This window comes from Rhizobium oryzihabitans (assembly GCF_010669145.1).
Taxonomy (GTDB): domain Bacteria; phylum Pseudomonadota; class Alphaproteobacteria; order Rhizobiales; family Rhizobiaceae; genus Agrobacterium; species Agrobacterium oryzihabitans.
Genome location: NZ_CP048632.1, coordinates 877,461 through 895,260 on the forward strand (window position 1 = coordinate 877,461; position 17,800 = coordinate 895,260).

15 protein-coding genes and 2 pseudogenes are annotated in these 17,800 nt (G+C 59.7%); 10 read left to right on the top strand and 7 right to left on the bottom strand.

The window, feature by feature from the left end; translation table 11 throughout:
- Nucleotides 1-17 precede the first annotated feature (17 nt).
- The 4 genes and pseudogenes from G3A56_RS04780 to sseA all read left to right on the top strand — a co-directional run bounded on the left by G3A56_RS04780 (nucleotide 18) and on the right by sseA (nucleotide 4,804).
- Nucleotides 18-1,457 (top strand): cryptochrome/photolyase family protein, encoded by a 1,440-nt coding sequence (locus G3A56_RS04780; RefSeq protein ID WP_082184123.1) that lies wholly within the window; start codon nucleotides 18-20, stop codon nucleotides 1,455-1,457.
- A 122-nt stretch (nucleotides 1,458-1,579) separates the two neighbouring features.
- Nucleotides 1,580-2,616 (top strand): annotated as a pseudogene (locus tag G3A56_RS04785) (cysteine synthase A).
- Nucleotides 2,617-2,628: 12 nt separating this feature from the next.
- Nucleotides 2,629-3,366 (top strand): alanyl-tRNA editing protein, encoded by a 738-nt coding sequence (locus G3A56_RS04790; RefSeq protein ID WP_082184121.1) that lies wholly within the window; start codon nucleotides 2,629-2,631, stop codon nucleotides 3,364-3,366.
- A gap of 16 nt (nucleotides 3,367-3,382) precedes the next feature.
- A complete protein-coding gene (gene sseA / locus G3A56_RS04795; protein WP_082184120.1) occupies nucleotides 3,383-4,804 on the top strand; it encodes a 3-mercaptopyruvate sulfurtransferase in 1,422 nt (473 codons plus the stop codon).
- Nucleotides 4,805-5,053: 249 nt separating this feature from the next.
- Here the strand turns inward: sseA and G3A56_RS04800 are convergent, their stop codons facing one another.
- Nucleotides 5,054-5,698, bottom strand: coding sequence for a dihydrofolate reductase family protein (locus G3A56_RS04800; RefSeq protein WP_082184119.1), 645 nt, complete (start codon nucleotides 5,696-5,698; stop codon nucleotides 5,054-5,056).
- Nucleotides 5,699-5,752: 54 nt separating this feature from the next.
- A complete protein-coding gene (locus G3A56_RS04805; protein WP_137067532.1) occupies nucleotides 5,753-6,637 on the bottom strand; it encodes a DUF4344 domain-containing metallopeptidase in 885 nt (294 codons plus the stop codon).
- Nucleotides 6,638-6,800: 163 nt separating this feature from the next.
- On the opposite strand from G3A56_RS04805, the gene G3A56_RS04810 reads away from it, so the two are divergent.
- The 3 genes from G3A56_RS04810 to G3A56_RS04820 all read left to right on the top strand — a co-directional run bounded on the left by G3A56_RS04810 (nucleotide 6,801) and on the right by G3A56_RS04820 (nucleotide 9,904).
- Nucleotides 6,801-7,268, top strand: coding sequence for a DUF1203 domain-containing protein (locus G3A56_RS04810; RefSeq protein ID WP_082184118.1), 468 nt, complete (start codon nucleotides 6,801-6,803; stop codon nucleotides 7,266-7,268).
- A gap of 99 nt (nucleotides 7,269-7,367) precedes the next feature.
- A complete protein-coding gene (locus tag G3A56_RS04815) occupies nucleotides 7,368-7,703 on the top strand; it encodes a PilZ domain-containing protein (protein ID WP_035242626.1) in 336 nt (111 codons plus the stop codon).
- A 212-nt stretch (nucleotides 7,704-7,915) separates the two neighbouring features.
- The gene (locus tag G3A56_RS04820) at nucleotides 7,916-9,904 is read left to right on the top strand and encodes a bifunctional 2',3'-cyclic-nucleotide 2'-phosphodiesterase/3'-nucleotidase (RefSeq protein ID WP_082184117.1); all 1,989 of its coding nucleotides are present in this window, start codon (nucleotides 7,916-7,918) and stop codon (nucleotides 9,902-9,904) included.
- Between the two features lie 189 nt (nucleotides 9,905-10,093).
- On the opposite strand, the gene G3A56_RS04825 is transcribed toward G3A56_RS04820, so the two are convergent.
- Together G3A56_RS04825 and G3A56_RS04830 are read right to left on the bottom strand one after the other, a co-directional pair.
- Complete coding sequence (locus G3A56_RS04825) at nucleotides 10,094-10,648, bottom strand: DUF2087 domain-containing protein (protein WP_082184116.1); 555 nt, start codon at nucleotides 10,646-10,648, stop codon at nucleotides 10,094-10,096.
- Nucleotides 10,649-11,034: 386 nt separating this feature from the next.
- Complete coding sequence (locus tag G3A56_RS04830; RefSeq protein ID WP_035242628.1) at nucleotides 11,035-12,003, bottom strand: LysR family transcriptional regulator; 969 nt, start codon at nucleotides 12,001-12,003, stop codon at nucleotides 11,035-11,037.
- A 149-nt stretch (nucleotides 12,004-12,152) separates the two neighbouring features.
- Between G3A56_RS04830 and G3A56_RS04835 the strand changes: the two genes are divergently transcribed.
- Nucleotides 12,153-12,770 (top strand): FMN-dependent NADH-azoreductase, encoded by a 618-nt coding sequence (locus tag G3A56_RS04835; protein WP_082184115.1) that lies wholly within the window; start codon nucleotides 12,153-12,155, stop codon nucleotides 12,768-12,770.
- 39 nt (nucleotides 12,771-12,809) lie between these two features.
- On the opposite strand, the gene G3A56_RS04840 is transcribed toward G3A56_RS04835, so the two are convergent.
- The 3 genes from G3A56_RS04840 to ilvA form a co-directional block, all read right to left on the bottom strand.
- Complete coding sequence (locus G3A56_RS04840) at nucleotides 12,810-14,075, bottom strand: GGDEF domain-containing protein (RefSeq protein ID WP_082184114.1); 1,266 nt, start codon at nucleotides 14,073-14,075, stop codon at nucleotides 12,810-12,812.
- Nucleotides 14,076-14,194: 119 nt separating this feature from the next.
- Nucleotides 14,195-14,503: an HlyU family transcriptional regulator gene (locus G3A56_RS04845; protein ID WP_035242632.1), complete on the bottom strand. Its 309-nt coding sequence runs from the start codon at nucleotides 14,501-14,503 to the stop codon at nucleotides 14,195-14,197.
- A gap of 77 nt (nucleotides 14,504-14,580) precedes the next feature.
- A complete protein-coding gene (gene ilvA, locus G3A56_RS04850; RefSeq protein WP_082184657.1) occupies nucleotides 14,581-15,855 on the bottom strand; it encodes a threonine ammonia-lyase in 1,275 nt (424 codons plus the stop codon).
- Between the two features lie 80 nt (nucleotides 15,856-15,935).
- Between ilvA and G3A56_RS04855 the strand changes: the two are divergent.
- Both G3A56_RS04855 and G3A56_RS04860 read left to right on the top strand, forming a co-directional pair.
- Nucleotides 15,936-17,392 (top strand): annotated as a pseudogene (locus tag G3A56_RS04855) (TrkH family potassium uptake protein).
- A gap of 107 nt (nucleotides 17,393-17,499) precedes the next feature.
- On the top strand, nucleotides 17,500-17,754 hold the full coding sequence (locus G3A56_RS04860) for a heavy-metal-associated domain-containing protein (RefSeq protein WP_003496638.1): 255 nt from the start codon (nucleotides 17,500-17,502) through the stop codon (nucleotides 17,752-17,754).
- The last annotated feature ends 46 nt before the right edge of the window (nucleotides 17,755-17,800 follow it).

A 17,800-nucleotide genomic window follows, 5' to 3' on the forward strand; every position in this document is an offset into this window, starting at 1 on the left:
GTGAACCGGGTCCTTTCATGCCGACAACAGCCTCCCCCATCATCGTCTGGTTCCGCAAGGACCTGCGCCTCTCGGACAATCTTGCCCTGCTTGCAGCGGTGGAGCATGGCGGCCCCGTCATCCCACTCTATATTCAGGAAGAATCCTCCGGCCCGCTGGGCGGTGCGCAGGAATGGTGGCTTCACCATTCGCTGGCTTCCCTCACCGTCGCACTGGAAGAAACCGGTAGCCGCCTGCTGCTCCGGAGCGGTGACGCCGAGGAAACGCTGCGCCATGTGATACGCGAAACTGGCGCCGACACGATCTTCTGGAACCGCCGCTACGATCCGGCGGGCATGGCGACGGACAAGGCACTGAAACAGGCGCTCAGCGACGACGGCCTGACGGTCCGCAGCTTTGCCGGACATCTGCTGCATGAACCATCCCGGGTACAGACAAAATCCGGCGGCCCTTACCGGGTCTATACGCCCTTCTGGCGCGCGCTGGAGGGCGGCGAGGAGCCACATGCGCCGGCGGATGCACCAAAGAGCCTGAAATCACCTGAGACATGGCCGAAATCGGAGAAACTCGACGATTGGAAGCTTCTGCCGGTCAAACCGGACTGGGCCAGGGATTTCAGCGAAATATGGACACCCGGCGAAAATGCGGCACGGGAAAAACTCGATGATTTCATCGACGGCGCTTTGAAGGGTTACGAGGAAGGTCGCGATTTTCCGGCGAAAGACGCCACCTCGATGCTTGCACCGCATCTGGCGCTCGGCGAAATATCGCCTGCCGCCGTCTGGCACGCCACAAAGGGGCTTTCCCGCCATATCGCCTCCAACGATATCAGCCGGTTTCGCAAGGAGCTCGTCTGGCGGGAGTTCTGCTACCACTTGCTGTTTCATTTCCCCAAACTGGACGAGAAGAACTGGAACGACAGTTTCGATGCCTTCGGCTGGCGGGATGATGAAAAATCCTTCAAAGCCTGGACGCGCGGCATGACAGGTTACCCCATCGTCGATGCCGGCATGCGGCAATTGTGGAAACACGGCACCATGCACAATCGGGTGCGCATGATCGTGGCCTCCTTCCTCATCAAACATCTGCTGATTGACTGGCGGAAGGGTGAGAAATGGTTTCGCGACACACTTGTGGATGCCGATCCCGCCTCCAACGCCGCCAACTGGCAATGGGTGGCGGGGTCTGGCGCGGATGCCTCGCCGTTTTTCCGCATCTTCAACCCCATATTGCAGGGTGAAAAATTCGATAGCGATGGCGATTATGTGCGCCGCTTCGTGCCGGAGCTTGAAAAGCTCGACCGGAAATTCATCCACAAGCCGTTTCAGGCCCCGAGAGAACTGCTGAACAAGGCGGGCATCGAGCTTGGCAAAACCTACCCGCAACCGATTGTCGACCACACGAAGGCGCGCGAAAGAGCGCTTGCGGCCTATGCCGCGGTGAAGAACAACGCATAAAATTGGGTATCGGCAAAATTTTGCGTGGCTAAGCCAAAGCCGGGAAGATAATTTCTTGCCTTGAGGCGGTTGTAACGGGACATAACGGCACCTAATTTCCGCTCAGACAAGAAGGCTCAATCATGACCATTCATCCCTCTGCGCTCAGTGCTATCGGCAACACGCCGCTCATCCGTCTGAAAGCTGCCTCGGAAGCGACGGGGTGTGAAATCCTCGGCAAGGCGGAATTCCTCAACCCCGGCCAGTCGGTGAAGGATCGCGCCGCGCTCTACATCATCCGCGACGCCGAACGGCGCGGACAGCTGCGGCCGGGCGGCACCATCGTGGAGGGTACTGCGGGCAATACCGGCATCGGCCTGTCGCTGGTCGCCAATGCACTCGGCTACAAGACGGTCATCGTCATTCCGGAGACGCAGAGCCAGGAAAAAAAGGACGCGCTGAAGCTTCTCGGTGCGAAACTCGTCGAGGTTCCGGCAGCGCCCTATTCCAATCCGAACAATTACGTGAAGGTCTCCGGTCGGCTTGCGAAACAGCTCGCCGCCACGGATGAAAACGGCGCGGTCTGGGCCAACCAGTTCGACAATATCGCCAACCGTCAGGCCCATATCGAGACGACGGCACCCGAAATCTGGGATCAGACGGATGGCAAGGTCGATGGTTTCATCTGCTCGGTGGGCTCCGGCGGAACGCTTGCGGGCGTGGCCGACGGCCTGCGCGATTTCAACCCTGATATCAAGATCGGCCTTGCCGACCCTGATGGGCCGCCCTTTATGAGTTTTACAAGCACGGCGTCCTGAAGTCGGAAGGCTCATCCATCACCGAAGGCATCGGACAGGGGCGCATCACCGCCAATCTGGAAGGCTTCGCCCCGGATTTCTCCTATCGCATTTCGGATGCCGAAGCCCTGCCGGTGCTGTTTGATCTGGTCACCAAAGAGGGTCTTTGCCTCGGCGGCTCCTCCGGCATCAACATTGCCGGTGCAATCCGCCTTGCCCGCGAGCTTGGTCCGGGGCATACCATCGTAACGATACTTTGCGACTACGGTAATCGTTATCAGTCGAAGCTCTTCAATCCGGATTTCCTGCGTTCCAAGGGGCTTCCGGTTCCACAGTGGCTGGCGACGAAAAGCGAGATTGCGGTTCCGTACGAAACCGTTTGAGGACATGCCGAAATGCCTGTGAATGCCCTGTTCCGTGACGATTTTTATCTTTCCACCGCAGAAGCGATCGTCACGGCGGTGCATGAGGATGGCGGCATCGAGTTCGACCAGACCTGCTTTTACGCCACCTCCGGCGGCCAGCCGGGCGATAGCGGCTTTCTCGAGCGGGCAGACGGTTCGCGCATCGAACTCGGCATCACCAAAAATGGCGCCGACAAGAGCGTGATCATCCATGTGCCGCTCGAAGGCCAGCCTTCCCCCGAGATCGGCGAAAAACTCACCCTGCATGTGGACTGGCCGCGCCGCTACAAGCTGATGCGCATGCACACCGCCTGCCATCTGCTCTCCGTCGTCTGCCAGTGGCCGATTACCGGAGCCGCCGTCGGCGAGGACGAATCGCGTGTCGATTTCGACATGTCGGAAACCATCGACAAGGATGAGGTGACGGCAAAGCTGATGGAGCTGGTGAAAGCCAACCATCCCGTCTTCCTGCAATGGATCACCGACGAGGAACTTCAGGCCAATCCGGGCATCGTCAAATCCAAGAATGTGCGGCCACCGATGGGCCTTGGTCGGGTCAGCCTCGTTTGCATCGGCGAAAATTCCAGCATCGACAGCCAGCCCTGCGGCGGCACCCATGTTTCCGAAACGCAGGAAGTGGGCGATATTCACATTGCCAAGATAGAAAAGAAGGGCAAGGAGAACAGGCGGTTCCGCATTCGTTTCGGCGCGCCTGAAGCTGCTGCCTGAAATCAGGAGAGACATCGTGAGCACGGATAAGAGCCGTTTCGTCGTTTCGGCGGACTGGGTGGAAAAGCAGCTCGGCACGGCCGGGTTTCGTGTCGTTGATGCCTCCTGGTATCTGCCGGCGCATAAACGCAACGGCGCGGAAGAATTTGCGGCAGGTCACCTGCCCGGCGCCGTGTTCTTCGATCAGGACAAGATCGCCGATCATGCGACCGGCCTGCCGCATTCCCTGCCCTCGCCGGAGTTCTTTGCGGAACAGGCCGGCGAGCTTGGCCTCAGTGAGGCCGATACGATCGTGGTCTATGATGGCCCCGGTTTCTTTTCCGCACCGCGCGTGTGGTGGATGCTGCGGGTGATGGGCGTGCGCAAGGCCTATGTGCTGGATGGCGGTCTTGACGGCTGGAAGCACGAAGGCCGGCCGCTTGAAACCGGTACGCCGGAGATCGAACCCGCCACCTTCACACCTGACTTCAACGAGAAGCGCGTTACTTCTCTGGCAACCATGCGCGGCATCGTCGACAGCGGTGAAAAGCAGATCGCCGATGCCCGCGGCGCGGGACGTTTCACCGGCGACGAGGCCGAACCGCGCGCCGGCATGCGCTCCGGCCATATGCCCGGCGCACGCAGCCTGCCCGCCACAGCCTTTTCCGAGAATGGCCACTTCAAGGATCTCACCGCCATCCGCAAGATGGTGACCGACGCCGGTATCGATCTCGGCAAGCCCGTCGTCACCAGCTGTGGCTCGGGCGTCACCGCCGCCGTCATTACGCTTGCGCTGGAATCGCTCGGTCATTCGGACAATTCGCTCTATGACGGTTCCTGGTCGGAATGGGGCGGCCTGGAAGACACCCCTGTCGTCACCGGCCCCGCCGAGCCTGTTCCCGTGATCTCGCATGGGCCTTTGAAGGCGCATGTCACGCAGCTGGAAATGACCGCACCGCCAAAGGTCAGCCTGCCGATACCCGTCAACATTCAGACGGCGCTGATGCGGGTCAACAATATTCCCCTGCATTTCTATCGCTATATTTACTGGCGGGTGGGAAAACGCTGGCACTGGCAAAAACGCATGCGCATGAGCGATGCGGAACTCTCCGCCGTTCTCAAGGACCCGAAGAACAGCGTCACCGTTCTTTACATGAACGGTGCCCCCGCTGGCTTCTTCGAGTTGAATAAAGCGAGTGACGAGGTGACCGAGCTTTCCTATTTCGGGCTGCTCGAAGAGGCGATCGGCGCTGGTGTCGGCAAATGGTTCTTGTTGCAGGCGCTTTACGCCGCCTGGCAGGACAATCCCAAACGCGTGACGGTGACCACCAACACGCTCGACCACCCACGCGCGCTGCAACTTTACCAGATGATGGGCTTTTCGCCTGTCGGCACCTATGAGGCCTGGGTGGAGCCGCTGTCCGACACCGAGCTTCTGGAAATCTCGCTGCGCAACTGAGTTCGTCACGTCGGGGATGGCCCGCGCCGTTCCCGGACTATAGAGCACATCCGACTACTCCACCCTCATTCCTGTGCTTGTCACAGGAATCCAGCCGACGCGCGTCTGCGCGGCGAGAAAAGTCCTTTCAGCCCAAGGACTTGGGCTGGCTGGATTCCTGTGACAAGCACAGGAATGAGGGAGTGGGGGAACTGTCAGCGCAGAAAACCGCTGCGCAATGTTGGTGGGGATACCTTTAACGCGCAGCATTCATGCCTTGTCGATAATCAGATGCGTAGCGCCCTCGCCCGCCACGGTCCCGGTAGAGCGGTAGCCGAGCGCGGGCAGGTCCATCCCCTCGAACAAATGCTCACCCTTGCCGAGAAAAACCGGGGCGATCGCCAGATGTAATTCATCGATCATGCCCGCAGCCATATATTGTCGGATGGTAGAAACGCCGCCGCCGATGCGCACGTCCTTGCCATCCGCCGCCGTCAGCGCCATGTCTAAAGCAGCCTCTATGCCGGTTGTGACGAAATGAAACACCGTGCCGCCCTTCATTGTGAAGGACGGACGCGCATGGTGCGTCAAGACGAAAACCGGAACATGATAGGGCGGCTCGTCGCCCCACCAACCCTTCCAGCTTTCATCCGGCCATGCGCCGCGCACCGGCCCGAACATGTTGCGTCCCAATATCCATGCGCCGATATTTGCGAAGCTCTTTTCGGTAAAATCCTCATCCGTACCGGTCGAGCCGCCATCCTTTCCGAACATGCGGTGAAAGGTCCGGGTTTTGACCGCCCATTGATGCAGCGCTTCGCCGTTCACGCCCAGCGGGTTCTGGAGACTCTGGTCCGGTCCCGCGCCATATCCGTCAATCGAGATGGCGAAATTGCGAACGACAACCTTCGGCATGGTACTCTCCTCCCGCATTCAGCAGGCCAGATCGCCAGCTTCCGGCAATCGGCCTTAGATTTCCCGCTCCAGATTGACCGCCGTCGGAATTTGCCCGCCGGCGGCACCCTTGTCTTCCGTGACGTTGTTCAGGAGATGATCGGCGATCAGTTCCGCCTGGAATTTTCCCAGCTCGTAGCAATAGGTGATCTCGCGCTTTTCCGCCGACCAGTAGACATCGGGGCGGCCGCAGGACTTTGCCGTCAGCTTGACGTCCCCCTTCAGGCCAAAACCACCAAAACTGCGGCTGATGAGATCGAGAACCTTCGATTCTTTGACCATGATGGCATAGGGTTCAAGCTCGGGATCACGCGGCGCTACGTAGCTGACGGTTAGTCTGGACGGCGTCTGGCTGCGGTGGGGCGCCAGAAAATCCTCCCAGGCCTTAGCGACGCCCGGATAGGCGGCGGCGCATTTGCCGAATTCGGCATTGTCGAGCCCCATCATGGCGGCAAGATCGCCATAACCGTCCTTGTCGCGGCCAACCATCAGGCAGGCCATGTTGCGGTCACGGCTTCTGTCCGGCACCAGCGCGGAAAAGACCGGCGCTTCGTGATCGGGCAAGGTCACCGCCTCGCGCGCCAGATACCAGCTGTCGGTGGCGTTGACGAGCGCGGTATCGAGCCATTCCTCATTGGCCTGGAGGATGAGGGTTCCTGCCAGCTGATCGGCCGGGGCCTGGACACTTCCCGTTTCCGGCGCTCCGAAATCCGAAATCAGCATGCGCGAGCCCTCGTGGTAGAGCGAGAAGATCGCGTTGCCGATAACGAAATTGACCGCCTGCTGCAGCTGCTCGTCGGACAGGCCATCGAGACCGGAGGCGACCTGCGCCTGCGCCCCGATCGGAGCCGTCAACGAAACGAAAGCCAGCGGAACGGCGGCCAGAAAACGACGGAACATAAAATCAGACCTTCCGGGAACGAGGAGCGTCACTGATTCCCGATGCTAACGAAACACGCAATGGGCTGGTTGCATCGCCTGTCAAGAATCGGGTGGATAGAGCTCTGTTTCGAGATCATAGCTGCAAAGAAGCAACGCCGACCCGAACCTATAGGACCAAGCCATGACCGATCTCGTTTTTACAGCAATGCCGGCTAAGGAAGCTGAAGCCTTTCGTGCAGGAGCTGGCGACGCCTATGGCAACCCGCCGGAAAAAGCCGTTTCCCCCGGCGGCATGCCCTGCCGCCATTGCCTTGCCCAGATTAACGAAGGCGAAGGAATGCTGATCCTCGCCTACCGGCCCTTCCCCTCGCTCCAGCCCTATGCCGAAACGGGCCCGGTCTTTCTTCACGCGGAGGCCTGTGAGCGCTATCCGCAAACGGATGCCGTTCCCCCGATGCTTAACAGCCCGGACTATATCGTTCGCGGATATGGCGCTGACAACCGCATCGTCTACGGCACCGGCGCGGTGACCGCGACCAGTGAGATCTTGGCACGCGCCGAACATCTTCTGGAGCGCGGCGACGTCGCCTATGTACACGTGCGTTCTGCCCGCAATAATTGCTACCAGTGCCGTATTGATAGAGCATAATCGCACGATTACTTACAATTTTAACAGCAGAGCTAAACGGCTTTCAAACTTTCAGCGCCATGATGCATGGTATCGAAAACAATTGATTTGAGTAGCAAAATGGCAAACAACCTTAATATGGCGACCCGCAGCGCACCGCGCAGCAAGACCAGGATTTTCGCGACCGTGCATTATTTCAGCCAGTCGACCCGGGGCCGCGTACTGGACCTGTCGGCCACCGGAATGGCGCTCGAACTGGACGGACCTTTCGCTGCCGCCAAGGGCAGCCGGGTCAAGGTGCAGAGCGAGGACCTTGGTTTCATCGAAGGTGAAGTGCAATGGCAGCACCAGAACCGCCTCGGCCTGCAACTAAGGCTTTCCAGCAACACGCTGGCGCAGCTTTCCTCCTATTTCCGCTTTTTCCATGAAGAAGTGAAGCCGACGCTCGCCCGCTGAAGACATCGGTTTCCGAAATCGGAATGCGCTGACCAAGCAAAGCGCATTCCCATGCGATGACGCGCGTGGCGCTCCCGTGACAAAAAATTTATCAAACGGTTGAAAAAGGCTCCGTCCGTCACCGCCCTGTCATTTTGATGATGGACTCCTCGGCGATTGCTTCTACCTTGTCGTTTTCCATGACAGAGCAAGCTTCATCCGAAGGAGTTCCCATGTCGTCGCTTCTCGCTCTCCACCCCATCACCCGCCGTTCGCTTCTCGGCGGCATTGCGGCCTCCTCGGCGCTGGTGATGCTGCACCCTTTTGCCGCGCGTGCTGCGGCCAATCAGGCGCATCTGCGCATCATGGAAACGACGGACATTCACGTTCACGTCTTTCCCTATGATTATTACGCCGACAAGCCGAACGACACGATGGGGCTTTCCCGCACGGCCTCGATCATCGGCACGATCCGCGCCGAAGCCGGAAACTCGATGCTGGTGGATAATGGCGACTTCCTGCAGGGCAATCCGCTCGGCGACTACATCGCCTATGAGCGGGGCATGAAGGCCGGCGACAAGCACCCCGTGATCAATGCCATGAATGTTCTCGGCTATGATTGCGGCACGCTTGGCAATCACGAATTCAATTATGGCCTCGACTATATGGCCAATACGCTGGCGGGTGCCGGTTTTCCCTATGTCTGTGCCAACCTCACCAAGGGTCAGCTGGCATCTGATCCCAAGCAGGACGAGCTGTTCTTCAAGCCTTACGTCATCCTCGAAAAACAGATCCGCGACGGCGCGGGCGTCACCAGCCCGGTCAAGGTCGGCATCATCGGCTTCGTGCCGCCGCAGATCATGATGTGGGATTCCAAGAACCTCGAGGGCAAGGCGCAGACGCGCGATATCGTCGAGGCGGCGAAAGCCTGGGTGCCGGTCATGAAGGAAGAAGGCGCCGATATCGTCATCGCGCTGTCCCATTCCGGCATCGACGGCAAGGGCCAGACCGATCGCATGGAGAACGCCTCGCTTTATCTGGCGGGTGTCGAGGGCATCGACGCCATTTTCACCGGCCACCAGCATCTCGTCTTCCCCGGTCCGAAGACCTGGGACGGCATCGAGGGTGTGGATGCGGTGAAGGGTACGCTTCTGGGCAAGCCTGCCGTGATGGCCGGTTTCTGGGGGTCGCATATGGGCCTCATCGACCTGCTGCTCGAAAAGGACGGCAAGAGCTGGAAGATTGTCGACTTCACCTCTGAAGCCCGTCCGATTTATCACCGCGACGAAAACCGCAAGATCGTTGCAGACTTCACGGACAAGCCGGAAGTCATCGCCGCCGCCAAGGCCGATCACGAAGCGGCGCTCGCCTATGTGCGCCGGCCGGTCGGCAAGACCTCTGCCCCGCTCTATTCCTATTTCGCACTGGTGGCCGACGATCCTTCCGTCCAGATCGTCTCCAACGCCCAGACCTGGTATATCAAGGACATGCTGAAGGAAGGGCAATATAAGGACCTGCCGGTGCTTTCGGCAGCCGCACCCTTCAAGTCGGGCGGTCGCGGTGGCGCGGATTATTATACCGATGTCCCCGCCGGTGACATCGCCATCAAGAACGTCGCCGATCTTTACCTCTACCCCAACACGGTGCAGGCGGTGCTGATCAACGGCGCGCAGGTGAAGAACTGGCTGGAAATGTCTGCCGGCATGTTCAACACGGTCGAGGCCGGCGCGAAAGACGCACCGCTCTTGAACGCGGATTTTCCGTCCTATAATTTCGACGTCATCGACGGTGTCACCTACCAGATCGATATTTCCAAGCCGGCGAAGTTCGACAAGGACGGCAAGGCGGTCAATCCCGACAGCAACCGCATCGTCAACCTGCAATTTGAAGGCAAGCCGATCGATCCCGAGCAGAAATTCGTGGTGGCGACCAATAATTACCGCGCCGGCGGCGGTGGCAAATTCCCCGATATCGCAGCCGACAAGGTGATCTTCGTGGCACCCGACACCAACCGCGACGTGATTGTGCGCTATATCATCGATCAGGGCACCATCAACCCATCGGCGGATGCCAACTGGTCATTCGCCCCTGTCGCCAATACCAGCGCGATCTTCGAGACCGGCCCGAAGGGTCGCCACTATGCGGCGGATATCAAGGGCGCGAAAATAGAGGATGCAGGCGACGGCGCGGAAGGTTTCGCAAAGTTCCGCCTGGTTCTCTGAGGATGCTCCCCCTCCCGGCGGGAATGCGCCGGGAGGGCAAACTGCTCATGAAGCCTCCGCCTAGCTAGCTGTCATCCGCGGGCTTGACCCGAGGATCCATTGACTGCGGCTGGGTGTGGATCCTCGGGTCAAGCCCGAGGATGACGTCGAGTTTGATGAAAGCCTGTCAGTAACATTGCTGACCATTTCTCAGTCACGGCCACCCACAGCGCGTAGCAGCAGCGGCAGTTCCGCCGGTGGCTTCTGCTCGATACGTTGATAGTCGCTGCCGTCGCGGTTGCGGCGGATGAGCCGCAGGCCGACCATGTCGCGCCGTAGCATCGCGGCATCCCGAAAAAGATGCAGACCATCCAGAAAGCTGCTGAATTCGCGTTCGGAGAAACTGCGGCCGGTGGGGATTTTTGCCCAGAGATACCAGAGGCATAGTTCCTGCTGGGATCGGCGGGCGGGCCATTGCATCAACCGGCCGTCGCCATCGAAAATCCGCGCGGTCTTCAGCACCCTGCCCTCGTTGGCGGCGGGTATTGTCTCCGCTCGTGTCTGCGGTAACGGAGGACCGCTTTCTGCGGATGGCGTGCGTGACGCACGCAGATGCTGGAAATTGCGGAACCCGGCAGCGCGGCTTAGAAGATTGAGCATCTCCACATGGCTTGGCTGCCGGTCCAGCCGGCCGATCTGTTCGCGGAGCGATCTGGCAAAGGTCGAGACGTCGGCAATATCAATGGAAAGGATCGAACGTGGCATGACTTACCCTCAAGTGCCATTCCGAAAAGGTGTCGCTGATCGCCGGCTTCCGACAAGGCACGGGATAAGTGCTGTCAATCTTTCCAAATGCAGGTTTAGCTTCCCTTGCGGGACGGCGATGCCTCGGTGAACTGCTGACCGTGGGTCAGGTATAGGCAGAGGGCCTGCCTTCGTCAATTGGCTTTGCCGCAGCCTAGCGCCGAAGTCGCCCCAAGTTTCGTCTCCCCGCGGGGAGAAGGTGGCCCGAAGGGTCGGATGGGGGGCAGCTCTCCGAATACGGCTGACGTTGCCCCCTCATCCCGCTGCCGCGGACTTCTCCCCCTCGGGGAGAAGAAACAAGCGGCACCCTCTCGATCCATATCCAATTGTCGCGGATTCAGCTGATGTCACTCCGCGGCGACAGAAATATTCCTCTGCTTGCTTCCGGCAACTATCCTGTTGAAATCCTTCTGGTTCGGGCAGGCCGACAGACGCTGCTGGAATGCCGTGGCCAACCACTGGCCGGCCGGGCCGGCGGGTGAATCGACCCGGCGGAGCGCAAAGAGCGGGTATTCGCCCTGCTCATAGGCCTCGAGGTCCAGCGCCTTCAGGCTGCCATTGGTCAGATCGTTGCGGACGATCGATGCGGGCAGACCGCCCCAGCCGAGACCGCCCTTGATGAGCTGATATTTCGTGGCGATGTCGCTCACCCGCCAGGTCTTGTAGGACAGAACGTTGAAATCACGCCCCTTGGTCAGCCCCGACGCGTCGGTGACGACGAGTTGCACCTCCTCGCGGACGTCGCCAAGGACCAGCGGCCGTTCGATCTGCGCCAGAGGGTGATCCGACGCGACGACCGGCAACATGAAGGAATGGCCGACCTTTTCGACGACCAGTTCGTCATCCTGGCGCAGCAGCGCTCCGCCGATGCCGATGCCGGCCTTGCGGGAGAGCACCATGTCCATGACCATGCCCAGCTCGCCGACATTGAGGCTGAGAGCGACGGTGGGGAACTCCTTGCGAAAATCCCGCAGCACTGCAACGACCGCTTCTGCCGGCACCATGGTGCTGATGGCGACGGAAAGCTCCGCCTCAAGCCCCTGCTTCAGCCCCTTGGCGCGTGCGCGCATCTCCTGCAGGCCGGCGACGATGCGCCTTGCATCCTCGAGCATCGCGCGGCCCTCATCCGTCAGCCGTGGCTGGCGTACGCCGTTGCGCTCGAACAGGGTGACTTCAAGCTGTGCCTCGAGATTGGCGATGGTGTAGCTGACCACCGACTGGGCGCGGTTGAGCGCCCGCGACGCGGCGGAAAAACTGCCGGTCTCGGCGACCGTCAAAAATACCTGCAATTGGTCGAGCGTCGGGTTCGCGTCCATGTTCCATCCATTTCCTCGATAGATGGCTTCCATATTATCACAGTTTTCTTGATGGCAGCAATTCCTCATATAGGGGCAAAGGAAGGGCATCGTGCTCTCCCGCCCTCCCAAGGCGCCCGTCAATTCATCGCATATTGCAAGGAAAGACCATGTCCAACATTCTGCTCATCACCTCCAGCCCGCGTGGCGACGAATCGGTTTCCAACAAGTTTTCCGGTGAACTCGCAAACAAGCTGAAGGCCAAGTCGGCGGCGAATACCCTTGTCCACCGCGATCTCGCTGCCGACCCCATTCCGCATCTCGACACCGTCAAGACCGCTGCGATCCGCAAGCCGGCCGACCAGCGCACGGCTGAAGAAGCGGTTGCCGCCGATTACTCCGACAAGCTGGTTGCCGAGCTTCTGGCCGCCGACACGGTTGTCATCGGCACCGGCCTCATCAACTTCAATATCTATTCCGGCCTGAAGTCGTGGATCGACAACGTCGCCCGCGCCGGCCAGACCTTCCGCTACACCGAAACCGGTCCGGAAGGCCTTGCCACCGGCAAGAAGGTTTACATCGTGCTGGCTGCCGCCGGCGTTTATTCGGAAGGCCCGGCCGCTCCGCTGAACCATGCCGTGCCTTACCTCAAGACCGTTCTCGGCTTCATGGGCATGACCGATGTGGAAGTGATCTATGTCGAAGGCCTGGCATTCGGTCCGGAAGCCGTCGAGAAGGCCGTTGCAGCCGCCGGCGCCAAGGTTGCCGAACTGGCGCAGGCCGCCTGAGCCAATCCGATGCGGGCGATGCCGGCGTGTTTGCCGGTATCAGCCGACCCACATTCCATAACGGCCGTGGACCTGGTCCCGGCCGTTATTTTTTGCCGCGTAAAGCCGCGCATCGGCCTCCGATAGAAGCGCGCGGAAAAGCTGCCCGTCCTCGAAGGACGTGGCAACGCCAATGCTGACGGTCAGCGGCGAACCGTCCGGCCGCTGCATGTCCGCGAGGATCGCCATCCTCAGACTGGCGGAAAAGGCAAGTGCGGCCTCATGCGGAACCGCAGGCAAAAGCGCCACGAACTCCTCGCCTCCGAAACGGTACAAATGGCCATGCGGCTGCACCATGCGTTTCAGAACGGCGGCAAACTCCCGCAATATCTCATCGCCCTGCAAGTGCCCGAACGTATCGTTGACGGTCTTGAAGTGATCGATATCGACGATCAGCACGCTGACCGGGCGCTTTTTCTCCAGGCATTCCACGACAACGGATGGCGCATCGAGCTCCATGCGGGCACGGTCCGAGACGCCGGTCAGCATGTCACGGCCGGAGCGCGACAGAAGCTCCTCGTAACGTTCCCTGAAGGTGAGATCGTTGAACACGTCGGCAACGCTGCGGCGCGTCAGGAAGCGCCCCTTCGCCGCCGTCAGCTTGAGATAAATGGCAAAAAGCAGGGAATAAATGGCGACCGCCGCCATCTTCGCCTTCCAGCCATCGTAAAAGACATCGATCGGCGCGTTCAGCATATACCGCAACGCCCCGTAAAAGCCTGCCTGATCGAGGCTTAGAATCACGACGCCGCAGATGGCGAAACGCAGGACGATATGGCGCTGCAGATAGCGCCCCAGCTTTTCGTAAAACAGAATGATGGCGATGGCGTCGATATAGAGGAGACTGGTTCCCCAGACCATCAACACGCCCATCTCATCCAGAAAACCGGCGCTGACCGACTGTCCGGGCACAATTGCGACCGTCTGATGAAAATGGATGATCTGCGCCATGATGACGGTCAATATGTTGCCGAGAAGCAGGCCGTAGATCGGCTGGCGCACGACCGCCGCATCCTCACGCATATAGAGCATCAGGATCATCATCAGCTTGCCGGCAAAAAGGATGGAGGAGCCGGGTGATGCCACGCCGAAGGGCAGCTCGACGTAAAAGACGGCCGCCAGGTAGGTTTCCATGAAATGCATCACGCCCAGCGCGGTGAGAAAAACACCGATGCCGAGAATATGCCGGTAATGAAGGAACGCCGTCATTACCGAGAAATAGACGATGGCCTCCGTCGCGAAGAGTGCCAGATTTGCCCATTGCATCGGCACATGCCCTATCTATTCACATCGCGCGGTTTCAGTGGCGCGCGACTCCATGCTCCCCAAGGACGATAGGGCGAAGCAACCAACGGAATCTTAATGTACGACGCAAGAAACCGTCATCATTTTCCTGGGAAAAGCGATGCGCCGTTCTGGTCGATGATCAGTTTTGCCTTGCGGACCGTGAACTCCACCGCATCATCCAGGCTGGAGAAGACATCGGCGCGCACGAATTCGTGCACCAGCACCTCATCACCGACCTTTTTCTCGATACGGCCGGCCAGCCGGAACTGGCCGCCTTCCTTGAGCGGCGTCGCGTAGATCAGATATTCGCCGTGCGCATGCGGCTCCACCTGCGCCGTCTTCTGCGGCGCGTCGGACGGCTGGCCGGAGCCGAAGGCCGAGAGGATTTTGGAAAAAAACGATGCCATGGCTTTCACTCCCTAAAATCGATGTCGCCTTTTGAAGGGCGGATCTCATCCGCCCCTCCCTGTCGCTCTCAAACCAATCAGATGATCAGGTTCGACAGGATGTCGTTTTCGGTAATATCCTCATAACCGAGACCCGCGGCCTCGAAGCGCTCCAGAAGCCCCGCGAAGTTTTCCTGCGCGCTGGTTTCGATACCGATCAGGATCGAGCCGAAATTGCGGGCGGATTTCTTCAGATATTCAAAACGGGCGATATCGTCGTCCGGGCCGAGCAGATTGAGGAAATCGCGCAGCGCGCCGGGGCGCTGCGGCAGGCGCAGAATGAAGTATTTCTTCACGCCGGTGTAACGCATGGCGCGTTCCTTGACGTCAGGCAGACGCTCGAAATCGAAATTGCCGCCGGAGACGACAACGATGACCGTCTTGCCTTCCAGCTTCTCGCGGCCGAGCTTTTCCAGGGCTGCAATCGCCAGCGCGCCCGCCGGCTCCAGCACCACACCTTCGAGATTCAGCATCTCGATGATCGTCACGCAGATGGCGTTTTCGGGGATGAGCAAGACCTGCTCGGCCGGGAAATCCTTCAACGCCTTGAAATTCAGGTCACCGATGCGGGCCACGGCGGCGCCGTCGACGAAATTGTCGACCTTGGTGAGCGTGACCGGCTCGCCGCGTTCCAGGCTCTTCTTCAGGCTCGGTGCACCCTCGGGTTCGCAGAACACGAAGTTCTCCTTGCGGACCGTGCCGGCCAGAAAGCCCGAAAGCCCTGCCGACAGACCGCCGCCGCCGACAGGCATGACGACGATGTCCGGCTTCGTGCCTTCCGGAAGCTGGTCCATGATTTCGGCTGCGACCGTTGCCTGGCCCTCGATGATGTCCTCATGGTCGAAGGGCGGCACCATGTAGCCGTCACTATCTTCCACGTATTTGCGCGCAGCGGCGTAACACTGGTCGAATATGTCGCCCACCAGACGGATGCTGATGAATTCGCCGCCGAAGATGCGGGTCTTGTCGATCTTCTGCTGCGGTGTCGTTACCGGCATGAACACAACGCCGTGAACGCCGAAATGACGGCAGGCGAAAGCAAAACCCTGTGCGTGGTTGCCGGCGGAAGCACAGACGAACACCTTGCCCTTGCCGGCCTTCGCCACAGCCTTGCGGAGAAAATTGAATGCGCCTCTAATCTTGTAGGAACGAACCGGGGACAGATCTTCACGCTTCAGCCAAATCGACGCGCCATACCGACGGCTGAGATGTTCATTCAACTGCAACGGCGTTTCCGGGAATATCTCCCGCACTTCCCGCCGCGCTGCCTCCACAAGCTGCTTGTCCACGATTGTCAATCCATTGAAATTCATAATGGCACCCGCTATGCCATAGGAAGGCGTCTGAGACAAAGACTCATTTCAGCGCGGCCACGAACTCCGGGTTACATTTCTTGAACAGCAACCTTCTGCGCTCGGTCATATACGTGGCGTCCATCTTCGGGCTCTATCTCGCGACGGCCATGTTCCTGCCCGCGTTGACCGATCTTTATTACGGCAATGACGACTGGATGGTGTTTGCGCTTTCGGGCTTCATGTGCGGCGGCTTTGCGCTTGCCTGTGCGCTGGCGACCCGCGGGCCGATCGCGTCCTTCAACAAACGTTTCGGCTTCCTGCTCGTCAACGTGCTCTGGCTGGTGTTTTCGCTGGTGGGGCCGTGCCGCTCTATCTCTCCAATCTCGACCTGACGCTCGGCCAGGCAATCTTCGAGTCCATTTCAGCCATCACCACCACGGGATCGACCGCCATATCCGGCCTCGACAACGCGCCTCAGGGCATTCTTCTGTGGCGTTCGCTGCTCTGCTGGCTCGGCGGCATCGGTATCGTCGCGCTCGGCCTGTTCATTCTGCCGCTGCTGCGCGTCGGCGGCATGACCTTCTTCCGAATGGAATCCTCCGATACCGGCAACGACCGGCCATTCGCACGGCTGGCAAGCTTCACCCGGGCTTTCGTGGCCATATACATCATCATGACGCTGGCCTGCACCGTCGCTTACGATTTTGCCGGCATGTCGCATTTCGATGCCCTGAACCACGCCATGTCGACGGTCGCGACCGGTGGTTTCTCCACCCATGACGCGTCTTTCGCCTATTTCAACAATACGGCGCTGCTGTGGATCGCTACCATCTTCCTGATCTTCGGCAGCCTGCCCTTTTCGGTGATGATCCTGCTTGCGGTGCGCCGCAGGCTGGAGACGCTGCGCGACCCGCAGATTGCCGTCTTCCTCGGTTATCTCTGCGCGATCTCGATTGCGGTCGGCGTCTACCATCATCTCAGGAACGGCGTGCCGCTGGATGACGCGCTCAGCCATTCCTTCTTCAACATGACCTCCATCCTTTCGACCGGCGGTTTTGCGAGCGACGACTACACGCTCTGGGGCCCGTTCGTTGTCGTCGTCGCCTTTTTCGCGACCTTCATGGGCGGTTGCTCCGGCTCGACGGCGGGCGGTATCAAGGCCTATCGTTTCCTGATCATGTTCAATGTCGTTCGGGCCGGTTTGAAGAAGCTGATCTATCCGAACGCTGTTTATTCGGTCCGTTATGGCCAGCAGGTGGTTGACCCCGACACGATCAGGACCGTCTTCCTTTTCGTCAGCTGCTTCATCGCGCTGTGGATCGTCGGCAGCCTCGCCATGAGCGCGATGGGCTACGATTTGCTGACCGCCACCTCGGCTGTCGCGACCTCGCTTGCCAATGTTGGCCCCGGCATAGGACCGATCATCGGACCGGCCGGCAATTTTTCCACGATCAGCGACCCGGCTCTCTATCTCCTGTCGGTGATGATGCTGCTCGGACGTCTGGAAATCCTCACCGTTCTCGTGTTGCTGATGCCGATTTTCTGGCGCAGCTAAAATGCCGGCGCGCTCCTTCTGTCCGTGTGAATAAAGCGCTTGACCTTCCCACGTTGGAATAGTTCAGGCTCCTCCTGTTACGAATTCCAAACCAAGGAGAACCGCCCATGTGCACCGCCCACCAGCATCACCCCGAAACCGCTGCCGCACCCGTTGATGCCGACCTTTCTTTCCACGTTGAAGACATGACCTGCGGTCACTGCGCCGGTGTGATCAAGGGCGCGATCGAAAAGACCGTTCCCGGTGCTGCCGTGCATGCCGATCCGGCAAGCCGCACGGTTGTGGTTGGCGGCGTCTCCGACGCGGCACGCATTGCCGAAATCATCACCGCTGCAGGCTACACGCCGGAAGCACGCGCCTGATCTGAAGAAACACCGGCGGCGTCTTATCCCAACCGCCGCCGGATCG